This is a genomic window from Pseudomonas sp. WS 5051 (genome assembly GCF_012985715.1).
In the GTDB taxonomy this organism is placed as follows: domain Bacteria; phylum Pseudomonadota; class Gammaproteobacteria; order Pseudomonadales; family Pseudomonadaceae; genus Aquipseudomonas; species Aquipseudomonas bubulae.
Genome location: NZ_JAAQWV010000001.1, coordinates 258,979 through 273,864, shown reverse-complemented (window position 1 = coordinate 273,864; position 14,886 = coordinate 258,979). Strand labels below are relative to the sequence as shown.

Sequence of the window (14,886 nt, the reverse complement as noted above, 5' to 3'; positions counted from 1 at the left end):
GCGGAAAGTTGGAGTTTAGAGGAACAGCCCCGGGCCCGGTGCACTTCCTTCGGGGAATCTGACGCCCACTTTGGCGATCTTGTTCCCTTCCATCATCGCAACCGTCCAGATGGTGTTGTTCCACTCCACCTGGTCGCCGACCACCGGCGCGCCGCCGACCTTGTGGGCAATGAAGCTGCTCAGTGAGGTGTTCGGGTCGATGCCGTCCAGCTTCAGGCCGTACAAGGCGGCCACAGCGCCCAGCTGGGCGTCGCCCTCGAGCACGAAGTCGCCGAAGAAACGCAGGTCCAGGCCACGGCTCGGGGGCTGGCTGAACAGTTTGCCCAAGGCAGGCAAGTCGTGTTCGTGGCCGATGACGCAGAGCAGGTCACCCACTTCAAGCGTGGTACTACCCGACGGATGGAGCAGTTTTTTATCGCGAAACAGGGCGGCGATACGGGTGCCGTCGGGCATTTTCAGTTCACGCAGGGCCGCACCGATGCACCAGTTTTGTGCGTCGAGGCGATAAACAAAGAGTTCCCACTCGCTGGTGACATGCACTTCAAGGGCTGAACGGGACACGGGGGCCAGATCAGGCGGTACGGTCACCTTGAGCAGCTTGGCGACCCACGGCAGGCTGGTGCCTTGCACCAGAAGAGATACCAGCACGATAAAGAATGCCAGGTTGAAATACAGCTGCGCATTGGGCAGCCCGGCCATCAACGGGAACACCGCCAGAATGATCGGCACCGCACCGCGCAGGCCTACCCATGAGATAAAGGCTTTTTCGCGTCCATGGAAGGCTTTGAAAGGTAGCAGCCCCACTACCACTGACAGCGGGCGGGCAAACAGAATCATCCACAGGGCCAGTGCCAGTGCTGGAATGGCGATGGGCAACAGGTCGTGTGGCGTGACCAGCAAGCCCAGCACCAGGAACATGCCAATCTGGGCCAGCCAGGCCATGCCGTCGAGCATATGCAAAATGCCATGACGGCTGCGGATCGGACTGTTGCCAATCACCAGGCCGCACAGGTAGACCGCGAGAAAGCCGCTGCCGTGCAGGGCGTTGGTCAGGGAAAAGACCACCAGCCCGCCTGCGATCACCAGAATCGGGTACAGGCCGTTGGCCAGGTTGATACGGTTGACCATTTGCAGCATTAGCCAGCCGCCTGCCAGACCGACCGTGCCGCCGATGGCAAATTCACGCACCAGGTTGAGCAACAGGCTCCAGTGCAGGCCTGTTTCACCGCTGGCGAGCATGTCGATCAAGGTGACGGTGAGGAATACCGCCATCGGGTCGTTGCTGCCGGACTCGATTTCGAGGCTGGCTGAAACCCGCTCGTTCAGACCTTTGCCACCCAGCAGCGAGAACACTGCGGCGGCATCGGTGGAGCCGACAATGGCGCCAACCAGCAGACCCTGGATCAAGTTGAGATTAAACAGCCAGGCGGCCATCAGCCCGGTCAGCCCCGTGGTGATCATCACCCCCACCGTGGCCAGCGATAACGCGGGCCATAACGCCACGCGAAAACTGGAAACCCGGGTGCGCAAGCCGCCGTCGAGCAAAATCACCGCCAGAGCGAGGTTGCCCACCAGATAGGCCGTGGGGTAGTTGTCAAAAATGATGCCGCCGCCATCGACACCTGCGGTCATGCCCACCGCAAGGATGATGACCAGTATCGGGATGCCCAGGCGCGAGGACAGAGAACTTACCAGGATGCTTGCGCCTACCAGCAACGCGCCGATCAAGAACAGGCTGTTGATGGTCGTCGCATTCAAAGGCAGTACTCCAGAAAGCTAAAAAAGACAGGGCGCAGACCTGGCATGCAGCCTGCGTGCCATCGATTCTAACCTGCGCCATTGGCGGGCTGTCAAAAAAGGTTTTGAATGGATTACACCCTGGAGGTGTTTGGGCCTGTCGAGTAGGACTGAAGGCCTTTCTTACAAAAAAATGGGATTTTCACTGCATTTTTATATTAGGTAAATTGTGTGTACTGCGGCCTCCCACTTGCGCACGGACATGACATGAACCCTGCTACTGAGGCTGGCAACAGGCTATCGAAGACAACACCGTGGTGTGACGACAAACGAATCAACCTTTATGTCGTGTCTGTCAGCAAGTTTCTGCTGCTGTATGGGCTTACGGCAGGCGGGTACATGGTCTATTGGTCATATCGCAACTGGGCGTCCTACAAAGCGGAAACCGGGGCGCCGATCGCGCCGTTGCTGCGCGCTGCGCTCTGGCCATTTTTTATCCTGCCGCTGTTTGAAGTGGTTCAGAACGGCCTCGACAGGACAGGGCGCTGCTATTTTTGGCAACCCGAGACCAGAGGCCTGCTCATTATGCTGCTGGTCATGTTCTCGGTGCTGGTGTCCACGCTGTTTACCCGGCCCGCGGATGCGGTCTATGTGTTGTTCACCAATGCAGTACTGATCACCGGTTGTTGTGCAATGCTGGTGGCGGCCCAGCGCGCAATCAATATGCTGGCGGGTGACCCGCAGGGCAGCGTCAACAAGGCCCTGAGCTGGGCTAATTTTGCCTGGATGGTGGCCGGCACGTTGTTGATGGCCATCGTTGGCTATATGGAATTCATGAGCCAACGTTGAGTTCATGGCGTAAAAAAACCGGGCAACCCTTTCGGGTGCCCGGTTTTTTATTGCCCGATCACATCCTCAACCGATGGTCATCAGGCTTGCGTTGCCACCCGCAGCAGCGGTGTTGACGCTCAGTGCGCGCTCGATCACCAGGCGTTCCAGGGCGATATTGGTTTCGCCCTGGGACAGGCCCTGTACGCCAACGATGGCGCCTGCGCGTTGTGCCACTTGCTGGCACACGTCACGCAACTGGTCACAGTCGCCGTGGTGCAGGACGGCGTCGAAGATCACTTCGTCCTTGGTCCAGTCCGCGACCAGTGTGATGCGTGGCTGCACCTCTGCAGGCAGGCGGGCCAGCAGGGCCTTGGCCAGTTCACTTTGCGGCAGTACCGCCGAGCTGCCCACGGCCAGAACGGCAGCCAGTTGGGTCAGCAGGTCGCTTTCAACTTCAGCCAGGCACAGCACATGTTCACGCGGCAGAATGGCGTAGCTGTTGCGTTCGCCGGTCGGGCCGTTGAGCAGGCGCGTGATGCCACTTTGCGAGTGTGCAGCGTACTCGGTGCACAGCTCGGCCAGTGCTGGTTGCTGGTTGCTGGTTGCCCAGGCTTGCAGGGCGCTGAGCGGTTTGCTCATGGCCTCGCGGGCCTGGGTGTCCGGTGCGGTCACGGCATCGACCTTGGCGAACGATTGCTCGATTGCATTGCCCGGGCGGGTCGACAGCAGGCGGTACAGGTACAGCGGGCCACCGGCTTTCGGGCCGGTACCCGACAGGCCTTCACCGCCGAAAGGTTGCACGCCGACCACCGCACCAACGATGTTGCGGTTGACGTAGACGTTACCGGCGTTGACGTTGTTGACCACCTTGGCAATGGTTTCGTCGATACGGGTATGCACGCCCAGTGTCAGGCCATAACCCGAAGCGTTGATCTGTGCGATCAACTGGTCGATGTCTTTGCGCTTGTAGCGCACCACGTGCAGCACCGGCCCGAAGATCTCGCGTTCCAGCTCGTCAAAGCTTTCCAGTTCAATCAGGGTCGGCATGACAAAGGTGCCGCGTTTACATTCTTCGCTATCGGCGATGGCCATCTGGTACACAGAGCGGCCCTTGTCGCGCATGCCCTGGATATGCTGCTCGATCCCGGCCTTGGCTTCGGCGTCGATCACCGGGCCGATGTCCACGTTCAAGCGCTCGGGGTTGCCCATGCGCGATTCGGCCATGGCACCTTTGAGCATTTCGATGACGCGATCTGCCGAGTCCTCTTGCAGGCACAGTACCCGCAGTGCCGAGCAACGTTGACCGGCGCTGTCGAAGGCCGAAGACACCACGTCGATAACCACTTGCTCGGTCAGGGCCGAAGAGTCGACGATCATGGCGTTCTGGCCGCCAGTTTCGGCGATCAGCGGGATAGGGCGGCCCTGGGCATCCAGGCGACCGGCAATATTGCGTTGCAGCAGGCGGGCCACTTCGGTGGAGCCGGTGAACATCACGCCTTTGACGCGATCATCACCCACCAGGCGTGCGCCGACGGTTTCGCCGCGGCCAGGCAGCAATTGCAGCACGCCTTGCGGGATGCCGGCTTCGAGCAGGATGCGTACGGCTTGTGCGGCAACCAGCGGGGTTTGCTCGGCAGGCTTGGCCAGTACCGGGTTACCGGCAGCCAATGCTGCAGCCACCTGGCCGCTGAAGATGGCCAGCGGGAAGTTCCACGGGCTGATGCAGACCACCGGGCCCAGCGGGCGGTGGGCATCGTTGGTGAAGTCGTTACGGGCCTGCACCGCGTAGTAGCGCAGGAAGTCCACTGCTTCGCGCACTTCGGCGATAGCGTTGGCGAAGGTCTTGCCAGCTTCACGGGCCAGCAGGCCCATCAGTGGCTGGATCTCGCCTTCCATCAGGTCGGCGGCGCGCTCCAGGATCGCAGCGCGCTCGGCGGGCGGGGTGGCCTGCCAGATCGGTGCGGCGCTCAGGGCACACTGGATAGCGTTATCGGCGTCTTCAACGGTGGCTTCTTGTACATGACCCACCACATCACGCAGGTCGGCCGGGTTGAGCACCGCCGCCGGCGCTTCGTTGCTGGAGTCACAACCGAGCATCGGCGCGGCTTTCCAGTCGTTATGGGCCGTGGCCAGCAAGGCGCAGGACAACGACGCCAAGCGGTGTTCGTTGGACATGTCGATGCCGCTGGAGTTGGCGCGTTCGCTGCCATACAGATCACGCGGCAACGGGATGCGCGGGTGCGGCAAGCCGAAGCCGCCTTCGGTCGTGGCCATTTGTTCAATCTGGCTGACTGGATCGGCCACCAACTCGTGGATTGCGATAGTGTGGTCGGCGATACGGTTAACGAACGAGGTGTTCGCGCCGTTTTCCAGCAGGCGTCGCACCAGGTAAGCCAGCAGTGTTTCGTGGGTACCCACTGGGGCGTACACACGGCACGGACGGTTCAGCTTGCCTTCGGCAACCTTGCCTACAACCTGTTCGTAGAGGGGTTCACCCATGCCGTGCAGGCACTGGAACTCGTACTGACCCGGGTAGTAGTTTTGACCGGCAATGTGATAAATCGCCGACAGCGTTTGGGCGTTGTGGGTGGCGAATTGCGGGTAGATGGCTTCTGGTACGGCCAGCAGCTTTTTCGCACAAGCGAGGTAGGACACGTCGGTGTACACCTTGCGGGTGTAGACCGGATAGCCTTCCAGGCCTTCGACTTGGGCGCGTTTGATTTCGCTGTCCCAGTACGCGCCCTTCACCAGGCGGATCATCAGGCGATGACGACTGCGGCGAGCCAGGTCGATCACGTAGTCGATCACATACGGGCAGCGCTTCTGGTAAGCCTGAATCACGAAGCCGATGCCGTTCCAGCCAGCCAGCTGCGGCTCGAAGCACAGGCGCTCGAGCAGGTCGAGAGAGATTTCCAGGCGGTCTGCTTCTTCGGCGTCGATATTGAGACCGATGTCATACTTCTTGGCCAGCAAGGTCAGCGACAACAGGCGCGGGTACAGTTCGTCCATCACGCGTTCGTACTGGGCGCGGCTGTAGCGCGGGTGCAGGGCCGACAGCTTGATGGAAATGCCCGGGCCTTCATAGATGCCGCGACCGTGGGAGGCTTTGCCAATCGAGTGGATGGCTTGCTCGTAGGACGCGAGGTACTTTTGTGCGTCATGTTCGGTGAGTGCGGCTTCGCCGAGCATGTCGTAGGAATAACGGAAGCCCTTGGCTTCAAAGCGCGTGGCGTTGGCCAGGGCTTCGGCGATGGTTTCGCCGGTGACAAACTGCTCGCCCATCAGGCGCATGGCCATGTCGACGCCCTTGCGGATCATCGGCTCGCCGCTCTTGCCGATAATGCGGCTCAGGGAGGAGGTCAGGCCTGCTTCGTTGTGCGTCGACACCAGCTTGCCGGTCAGCAACAGACCCCAGGTCGCAGCGTTGACGAACAGCGACGGGCTGTTGCCCAGGTGCGGGTGCCAGTTGCCAGTGCTGATCTTGTCGCGAATAAGGGCGTCGCGGGTGCCTTTGTCCGGGATACGCAGCAGCGCCTCAGCCAGGCACATCAGGGCCACGCCCTCCTGGGACGACAGGGAAAACTCCTGCAGCAAGCCCTGCACGATACCGGCACGGCCGCCGGCGCTCTTCTGGTTGCGCAATTTTTCGGCAATCGAGGCCGCCAGGGTTTGCGTGGCTTCGGCCATAGGGGCTGGCAGTCGCGCCTGCTCCAGCAGCATGGGCACTACTTCAGGTTCCGGGCGACGGTACGCCGAAGTAATGGCAGCGCGCAGTACGGACTGCGGCAGGATGCTTTCTGCGAACTCCAGGAAGCATTGATGCGCGTGGTCGGCTTGTACTTCGTCGGCGTCATCGCTGGCAGAACCAGGGATACCGCTCAACTCGGTCAGGGTTGCACCACCCTCGAGTTTTTCCAGGTAATTGAAGATTGCCTGCTTGATCAGCCAGTGTGGCGTGCGATCAATCGAGGTCGCGGCGGCCTTGAGGCGCTCGCGGGTCGGGTCATCAAGTTTGACCCCAAGGGTGGTGGTAGCCATTTTTTTATCCTCATGGGTGCCACATTTGCGTGGCAGCAGCTGGCGGCAAGATTAGCGCTGCGCCGAAACGGGTGCAACTAGGTGCAACCCGTTTTTTTGTGGATTGGTCGACGCTTCGTCAGGAATATTCAGGCGGGGTGAAATCAGTGCCCTGCTGTGGTGCTTTCTGTTTGGTTTGGTAGGGTCTTTGCTCCGAAAAGGCGCAAAAACTCCGAATTGAGACGAAAAGGCGACAAGGTGCAACTTGGCTCGCAGAAACTGGTTGCACCCGATTTGCTTTGTTGCATAGCATTCGCGCCCAAGGTGCAACCTCCTACAGAAGATTGGTTCATCGGCTGATGGATTTCCTGGGGAAACATCAGTCATAAATGCGCGGCAGGGTTAATCGTCTCAAACAGGACGTTTGTGAGCGTACGGCCAGACCGCCGCTAAACATAAAAACAATGCCAGGGCTTTATCAATGAGTGTTAGTAACCCAACCCTGATCACGTTCGTGATCTATATTGCGGCAATGGTGCTGATTGGCCTGATGGCTTATCGCTCCACCAACAACCTTTCTGACTATATTCTCGGTGGCCGTAGCCTGGGCAGCGTTGTCACTGCATTGTCCGCCGGTGCCTCCGACATGAGCGGCTGGTTGTTGATGGGTTTGCCGGGTGCGATCTACATGTCCGGCTTGTCGGAAAGCTGGATCGCCATCGGTCTGGTGACCGGCGCTTACCTGAACTGGCTGTTTGTTGCCGGTCGCCTGCGGGTACAGACCGAGCACAACGGTGATGCGCTGACCTTGCCGGATTACTTCTCCAGCCGTTTTGAAGACAAAAGCGGTTTGCTGCGGATCATCTCGGCCATCGTGATTCTGGTGTTCTTCACCATCTACTGCGCTTCCGGCATTGTGGCCGGCGCCCGTCTGTTCGAAAGCACCTTCGGCATGTCTTACGAATCCGCCTTGTGGGCCGGTGCTGCGGCGACCATCGCCTATACCTTTATCGGTGGGTTCCTGGCAGTGAGCTGGACCGACACGGTTCAAGCCACCCTGATGATCTTCGCGCTGATCCTGACGCCTATCATCGTGCTGCTGGCCACGGGTGGCGTAGACACCACGTTCCTGGCCATCGAGGCCAACGACCCAAGCAACTTCGACATGCTCAAGGGCACGTCCTTCATCGGCATCATCTCGCTGATGGGCTGGGGTCTGGGTTACTTCGGTCAACCGCACATTCTGGCGCGTTTCATGGCCGCTGATTCGGTCAAGTCGATCGCCAAGGCGCGTCGCATCTCCATGACCTGGATGATCCTGTGCCTGGCCGGTACGGTCGCTGTAGGCTTTTTCGGTATCGCTTACTTCTCGGCACACCCTGAAGTGGCCGGGCCGGTGACCGAAAACCCAGAGCGCGTATTCATTGAACTGGCCAAGCTGCTGTTCAACCCGTGGATTGCCGGTGTGCTGCTGTCGGCCATTCTGGCTGCGGTCATGAGTACCCTGAGCTGCCAGTTGCTGGTGTGCTCCAGTGCCCTGACCGAAGACTTCTACAAGTCCTTCCTGCGTAAAAATGCCTCCCAGCTGGAACTGGTATGGGTTGGCCGGATCATGGTGCTGGTGGTTGCACTGATCGCCATTGCACTGGCTTCCAACCCGGAGAACCGTGTGCTGGGTCTGGTGAGCTACGCGTGGGCAGGTTTCGGTGCTGCGTTCGGTCCAGTAGTACTGATCTCTGTACTGTGGAAAGGCATGACCCGTAATGGTGCATTGGCCGGTATTCTGGTCGGTGCCATTACCGTGATCGTGTGGAAGCATTTCGCCTTGTTTGGCCTGTACGAAATCATCCCGGGCTTTATCCTGGGCAGCCTGGCCATTGTGCTGGCAAGCCTTGCGGGCAAAGGCCCAAGCAAAGGCATGATCGAGCGTTTCGACGCTGCTGAAAAAGACTTCCAGCAAAACAGCTGATCAGAGAAGCGCTTGCGCTGACCTTGAAGTGTTCAAAAACGGCCCGTCTCCAGGTGAGACGGGCCGTTTTTTTTGCCTGGGCGTTGCTCACCGTATCTCGGAAAAAACGCCCGCGACCTGACGTCAGGTTGCGTACAAGGTAAACTTCGCCTCCTGCGCAGGAGCAACCATGAACTATCGTCACGCCTTCCACGCCGGCAACCACGCCGACGTCTTCAAACATATCGTCTTGACCCGCCTCATCGCCCTGATGTCGCGCAAAGAGCAGCCTTTTGCCTATCTCGATACCCACGCCGGTATTGGTCTGTACGACCTCAAGGGCGATCAGGCCAACCGCACGGGCGAGTACCTTGAAGGCATTGCACGGTTGTGGGGGCAGAAAGACCTGCCTGCAGTGACTGATGACTACATGCAAGTACTGCGCAAGATGAACCCGGATGGCGAGTTGCGCTATTACCCGGGCTCGCCGGAGTGGGCGCGACGCCTGACCCGTTCCCAGGACCGTGTGCTGTTGAACGAGAAACACCCCGAAGACGGCGTATTGCTCAAAGACAACATGAAGGGTGATCGCCGCGTAGCGGTGCATTTGGGCGAAGGCTGGCATGTGCCGCGTGCTTTGCTGCCGGTGGCTGAGAAGCGTGGCTTGATGCTGATCGACCCGCCGTTCGAGAAACTCGACGAAATGAAGCGCTGCGCCGAATCGTTGAAAGACGCGATCAGTCGCATGCGCCAGACCGTTGTAGCGATCTGGTATCCGATCAAGGACAAGCGCCAGTTGCGTCGTTTCTATCAGGACTTGGCAGGTTCAGGTGCACCGAAGTTGCTGCAGGTGGAGTTGTTCGTGCATCCGCTGGATACGCCCAACAGCCTCAATGGTTCGGGCCTGGCGATCGCCAACCCGCCTTGGGGTCTCGAAGAAGAGCTGCGCGAACTGTTGCCGTGGCTGGCCAAAAAACTGGGTCAAACCCAGGGTGGCTGGCAGATGGAATGGTTGATTGCGGAAAATAGCTGAAAACCAATGTGAGAGCGGGCTTGCTCGCGATCGAGGCGATGCGGTGTAACAGAAACACCGAGTCGCTTGCATCGCGAGCAAGCCCGCTCCCACCGTTTTTTGTGCTACATCAAATCGGGCAGGTCACACCGGTGCCGCCGATACCGCAATAACCCTGCGGGTTTTTCGCCAGGTACTGCTGGTGGTATGCCTCGGCGAAGTACACCGTTGGCGCCTGGTCGATTTCAGTGGTGATGGTGCCCAGCCCGGCCTTGTCCAGTTCCGCCTGGAACACCTTCTTGCTTTCCAGTGCCTGCTCAAGCTGTTCAGGGGTGGTGCAGTAGATCACCGAGCGATACTGGGTGCCGATGTCGTTGCCCTGGCGCATGCCCTGGGTGGGGTTGTGCAGTTCCCAGAACATGGCCAGCAATTGCTTGTAGCTGACCACTTCCGGTTCGTAGACCACCAGCACCACTTCGGTGTGGCCGGTCAGGCCCGAGCAGACTTCTTCGTAGGTCGGGTTCGGCGTGTAGCCGCCCGCATAGCCCACTACGGTGCTGACTACGCCTTCGCGCTCCCAGAACTTGCGTTCTGCGCCCCAGAAGCAACCCAGGCCAAAAATCGCGAAGTCCACGTTCATCGGGAACGGGCCCAGTAGCGGCTGGCCGGTGACGTAGTGGGTTTCCGGCAGTTGTACGTGAGTGTCACGGCCGGGCAGGGCTTGTTCTTTAGTGGGTAGCACGTTTTTATTCACCAGGATTTCCGAGCGCAAGACCATGTTTCATGTCCTCTCAGTCAGAGTGTAGGAAGTCAGGCTGCTAGTGTGCCCGAGTGTTACGGCGCTGTCAGGCCAGTGGGCCACGCGGGTAGCGTTTGAGTTTTTCTATCAGTTCGCTGCCGGGGATAGGTCGGTCGAACAGATAACCCTGGCCTACATCACAGCGATGGCGGCGCAGGAATGCCAACTGTGCAGCGGTTTCTATGCCCTCGGCAACCACTTTGAGCTTGAGGTTGTGGGCCATGGCAATCACGGCGGAGGTGATTTCCATGTCGTTCTGGTTGTCGGGGATGTCTTTGATAAAGCTGCGGTCGATCTTGATGATGTCGATCGGAAATTTTTTCAAGTAGCTGAGCGATGAGTAGCCGGTGCCGAAATCGTCCATGGCCAGGGTCAGGCCCAGTTTTTTCAGTTGGTCGAGTTGCAGGCGGGTGTCGTCGGTGGCTTCCAGCAGCAAGCCTTCGGTCAGCTCCAGCTCCAGCAGCGCAGCCGGTAACTGTTCTTCCTTGAGGATACTGGCAATCGAGGCAACCAGGTCCGGGTCGGAAAACTGCTTGGGCGACACGTTGATCGCTACTTGCAGACTGCCCAGCCCGGCCAGGCTCAGTTGCCGGCTCATCCGGCAGGCCTGGCGGGCGACCCATTTGCCGATAGGGATGATCAGCCCGGTTTCTTCGGCCACGCTGATGAACTGATCGGGGCGGATCATGCCGTTTTTAGGGTGGTTCCAGCGCAGCAGGGCTTCCATGCCCAGCAGTCGTCCGGTACGCAGGCACAGCTTGGGCTGGTAGAACACCTCAAGTTCGTTCTGGGTCAGGGCGCGGCGCAGGTTGTTTTCGACAAACAGTTTGTAGCTGGCTTCGGCATTCAGGGCTTCGGTAAACACCTGCACCTGGTGCTTGCCGCAGGCCTTGGCCTTGTGCAGCGCCAGGCCTGCGTTGCGCATCAGGGTTTGCGGATCCCGGCCATGCAAGGGCGCACAGGCTACCCCGACCGAGCCGGTGACGCTGATCAGCTGGTTATCGACGAACATCGGCTTGTCGAGGGTCATCAGCAACTGGCTGGCAATTTGCTGTCCGGTCGTCAGGTCAGTATCGTCCAGCAATACCGCGAATTCGTTACTGGCAAAGCGCGCCAGCCCATCGCTGGCGCTCAGGCTGTTGCGCAGGCGCCGGGCCAGGCTGATCAGCAGCTTGTCGCCGGTCTGGTGGCCAAGGCTGTCATTGATGCGCTTGAAGTTGTCGATGTCCACCAGCAACAGGCACACCGGCGTGTTGCTGTTGCGGGCGAAGCGTTCATCGAGGTTGCGGATAAAGGCCGGGCGGTTGCCCAGGTTGGTCAGGTTGTCGGTGTAGGCCAGGCGTTCGATGCGCTGCTGCGCCAGCTTGGCCTCGGTGATGTCTTCATAAATACCGATGTAGTGGGTCAGCTCACGGTTGTCGCCATACACCTTGGAAATCGACATCTGCCCCCAGTAGGGTTCCAGGTTTTTGCGTCGGCTCTTGAATTCACCCTGCCAGCTGTTGCCTTTGCTCAGACTGGAGTGAGCATCGAAGAGCAGTTCGCTGAGGTTTTCCAGAGCGGGCAGCTCGGACAGTTTATGGCCCTGGACTTCCTCGGTGCTGTATTGGGTGATGGCGGTAAAGCTGGGGTTTACGTACTCCACCACGCCATCGCAGTTGACCAGCAAAAAGGCGTTGGCACTTTGTTCGACGGCGCGCTGGAACAGGTGCAGGGCGTTGGTGGCAGCGCGGCGGTTGTGGTTGTTGATGACCTGGGCAAACTGGTCGGCCAGCTCGCCGGCGAAGGCGATTTCGTCCGCTTGCCAGGCGCGGGTTCTGCCGACCTGCTCCAGGCACAGGACGCCCACCACCTGACCGTCGATGCGGATACCTGCGTCGAGCATGGCATTGGCTTCGTGCCGGCCCAGGCTGGCCACCAGTTCGCGGGTGCGCGGGTCGCGGCTGGCGTTCGGCGCGTCGATCGAACGGCTGGTGTGCAAGGCTTCCAGGTAGTCGGGGAAGTGGCTGGCATCGAAGATGTCTTGCGCGACATGGGCCTGGGTCTCGCGTTCGAACGCCGAAACAGGCAGCAACCGGTTGCCTTCAAGATTCCACAGGCTGGCACCATCGATTTGATAGATATCGCAGGCGCTGCGGGTGATCAGCTCGGCGGCTTCTTGCAGCGAATTGTGCTGGCTGTAGCGATGACGGGCGAGGCGCAGGATCAAGTCCTGCTGGGCACGCACGCGCTCCAGATGCTGAAGTTGATCCGCCTGGGTACGCTGGTTGAGCGCCAGGGCGATCTGCAGGCGGCTGTTTTGTGTTTCAAGTTCGGCCACCGGGGCGGGCGAAGGGCTGGCAGCGCTGTCTTCAATGGCTAGCAGATAGCCGCGCAAAAAATGTCGATTGTGCTGTTTGTAGGCCTCGCCCAGCTCCATCAGGTTCAGTGGGCCCAGGGCGGTGTGCAGGGTGTAATGCACAACGTAGTGGTGGCTGGTCCTGAGCTGATGCTCGATTGCATCGTGCAGGTGATAGCGGGCGCGGGGTTCCATCAGACTGGCGTAGGGCGAGCCAACCAGCGCGCACAAGTCTGCCGCGGGCATGCCGAATTGGCGCTCGCAGTGCGGGTCGAGATAGAGCATGGCCCAGCTGGCTTCATTAAGCCGTTCGAAACGCAGCATGCCGAGCCTGGAAGGTACGGGGAGCTGGGTCACGACCTCGGCTGCCAGGCGCGGGGCAGCATCAGGCTGGCTTTTCATTGGGGCACTCGCTTCACAAATGCGGATTGCGCACGGGCTGTCACCCTGTCTCTGTGGTAGACGGCAAGGTTGCATCATGCTCGGCGTGCTGACAAGTGAACATAAAGGCTAAGTGCTATAAGGGCTTATCGGCCGGTCGGGGATTTCCTGCAGGCCGATCGGCAAGGTTTGCAGCTTATTTAAGCTCAACAGTTGCGGACTCGATAATCCGGCCCTTTTTATTGTGAAAATCAACCTTGAGTTGTTGGCCGCTAATGCTCAGGCAGACGAAGTTGTCTTCGCTGACCACTCGACTGTTGAGCTTGAGTGAGTAAGTGCCTGTGCCCACGCTGGTCAAGGGGGCGTTGACGAGCAGGTCTCTGACATTCGCGTACGGCAGCAGTCTGGTATTGCACAGGGGTGAGGACACCACGCTGTGTACGATAAAGTCCGGGCTTTTGTCGTGGGTCAGATGACAGCAGAGCGAGCCATGAATATCGCCCGACACGAACACCACGTTCTTGATGGCGTTGCTGCGAATGGTTTCGAGGATGCGGTTGCGCTGCGCCGCAAAGGCCTTCCAGCCGTCATTGTCGCGCCGTTGGTCGGGCATAAGCATGACGCTGCTGACGATGAACTTGACCCTGGCGTTGCTGTTGATCAGCCATTTGAGCAGTGCCTGTTCCTGAGTGACGCCGATCATGCGTTTGTCACGCCCCGTAAGGGTGCGCTCGGTGCGGCAATCCATGACGAACCAGTCGATGTCAGCGTTGGCAAACCTGTACCAGTAGCGGGACAGGTTGCGGTTGATGCGCCCGTCGGGCAGCAGGTCGTGGGCCGGGCCATGGCTGCACTGGTAAGCCTCGTAAGCTCTCATGGCGTTGTTGTAGAGCGTTTTATCTCCGGTATCCCGATTGGCTGGCCAGTTATCTTCGATTTCATGGTCGTCGAGGATCATGTAGGTCGCAGTGCCTGCCATTAGCTTGCGGATATGGGGTTGTGTGAAAGCGGCGCGGTATTTTCGGGTGATGCTGGAGTAGTCGCGGTCCGGGGCCACAATATTCAGGTCATCGACATACACCTGATCGCCGGCCATCACCACAGCATCAATGCTTTGCTGGCGGGTCAGTGCATGGATGTTGCCGAAGATTTCGTCCCCTAGGTGCGGGGCAGAAGGGATGCCTGCCGTGAGCCTGAGGTAGCGGCAAGAGCCAACGACATATCGGCGAGTACGGTTGCGTGCAGTTGAGTCGGTCTTGAAGCTGTATACCGTGGCAGGCCATTGAAGCGGGATCTGCTTGACGGTTTCAGTCGTGTGCCCGGGGTTTGCGGTGGCGAACCAGCCAGCCTGGTATTCGTAGCGGGTATCACTGTGCAGAGTGTTCAAGACCAGCGTATCGGACATGTCGAACTCAGGGCTCAGTCTTGAAAACACACCGGCAGACCACTGGCTGTCGCCAGCCTTGCGATGCCGGATACCGGCGAAGACGGCGTTGTTTTTGTCGAGTTCGCCGCGGACAAAAATGCGCGCGTGCTGTGAAGTGGTAAAGCCCACTATCGGGCCAACGGTGGGTGGGATCACATCGAAATCCTTTCTGATGTTTGGGCGATGGCAATCGCGTGGTTCAATTCCTTTGGTTAACGGTAGAAGTGGTTGGGTGGTTGACCCATTCATGGATTCAGCGCTGGGTGTAGTGCTTGAAGGGCAGTGAGTGTCAGAAAAGCCCCTCACCCTAGCCCTCTCCCAAAGGGAGAGGGGCCTAAGCGCACGCAACTTCAAAAACACCGCCAATCAGCTCCCTCTCCCTCCGGGAGAGGGTTGG

Annotated in this window: 8 protein-coding genes; 3 read left to right on the top strand and 5 right to left on the bottom strand. The window is 59.4% G+C overall.

What is annotated here, in order from left to right:
* Positions 1-15: 15 nt before the first annotated feature.
* Positions 16-1,758, bottom strand: coding sequence for a potassium/proton antiporter (locus HBN79_RS01100; RefSeq protein ID WP_095000894.1), 1,743 nt, complete (start codon positions 1,756-1,758; stop codon positions 16-18).
* 246 nt (positions 1,759-2,004) lie between these two features.
* On the opposite strand from HBN79_RS01100, the gene HBN79_RS01095 reads away from it, so the two are divergent.
* On the top strand, positions 2,005-2,586 hold the full coding sequence (locus tag HBN79_RS01095) for a hypothetical protein (RefSeq protein ID WP_095017707.1): 582 nt from the start codon (positions 2,005-2,007) through the stop codon (positions 2,584-2,586).
* 66 nt (positions 2,587-2,652) lie between these two features.
* Here HBN79_RS01095 and putA read toward each other — a convergent pair whose 3' ends face one another.
* Entirely contained in the window at positions 2,653-6,606 is a 3,954-nt protein-coding gene (gene putA, locus HBN79_RS01090) for a trifunctional transcriptional regulator/proline dehydrogenase/L-glutamate gamma-semialdehyde dehydrogenase (RefSeq protein WP_095017706.1), read from the bottom strand.
* Positions 6,607-7,066: 460 nt separating this feature from the next.
* Here putA and putP point away from each other — a divergent pair, with 460 nt between their 5' ends.
* Both putP and rlmJ read left to right on the top strand, forming a co-directional pair.
* Positions 7,067-8,554 carry a sodium/proline symporter PutP gene (putP, locus tag HBN79_RS01085; RefSeq protein WP_095000897.1) on the top strand — a complete coding sequence of 496 codons (1,488 nt, stop codon included), beginning with the start codon at positions 7,067-7,069 and terminating at the stop codon, positions 8,552-8,554.
* A gap of 169 nt (positions 8,555-8,723) precedes the next feature.
* Positions 8,724-9,566: a 23S rRNA (adenine(2030)-N(6))-methyltransferase RlmJ gene (gene rlmJ, locus HBN79_RS01080; RefSeq protein ID WP_095017705.1), complete on the top strand. Its 843-nt coding sequence runs from the start codon at positions 8,724-8,726 to the stop codon at positions 9,564-9,566.
* Positions 9,567-9,675: 109 nt separating this feature from the next.
* On the opposite strand, the gene msrA is transcribed toward rlmJ, so the two are convergent.
* The 3 genes from msrA to HBN79_RS01065 all read right to left on the bottom strand — a co-directional run bounded on the left by msrA (position 9,676) and on the right by HBN79_RS01065 (position 14,645).
* Positions 9,676-10,323, bottom strand: coding sequence for a peptide-methionine (S)-S-oxide reductase MsrA (msrA, locus tag HBN79_RS01075; protein ID WP_095000899.1), 648 nt, complete (start codon positions 10,321-10,323; stop codon positions 9,676-9,678).
* Between the two features lie 67 nt (positions 10,324-10,390).
* Entirely contained in the window at positions 10,391-13,084 is a 2,694-nt protein-coding gene (locus tag HBN79_RS01070) for an EAL domain-containing protein (protein ID WP_095000900.1), read from the bottom strand.
* A gap of 175 nt (positions 13,085-13,259) precedes the next feature.
* On the bottom strand, positions 13,260-14,645 hold the full coding sequence (locus HBN79_RS01065; RefSeq protein ID WP_169916142.1) for an alkaline phosphatase D family protein: 1,386 nt from the start codon (positions 14,643-14,645) through the stop codon (positions 13,260-13,262).
* Positions 14,646-14,886: the final 241 nt, after the last annotated feature.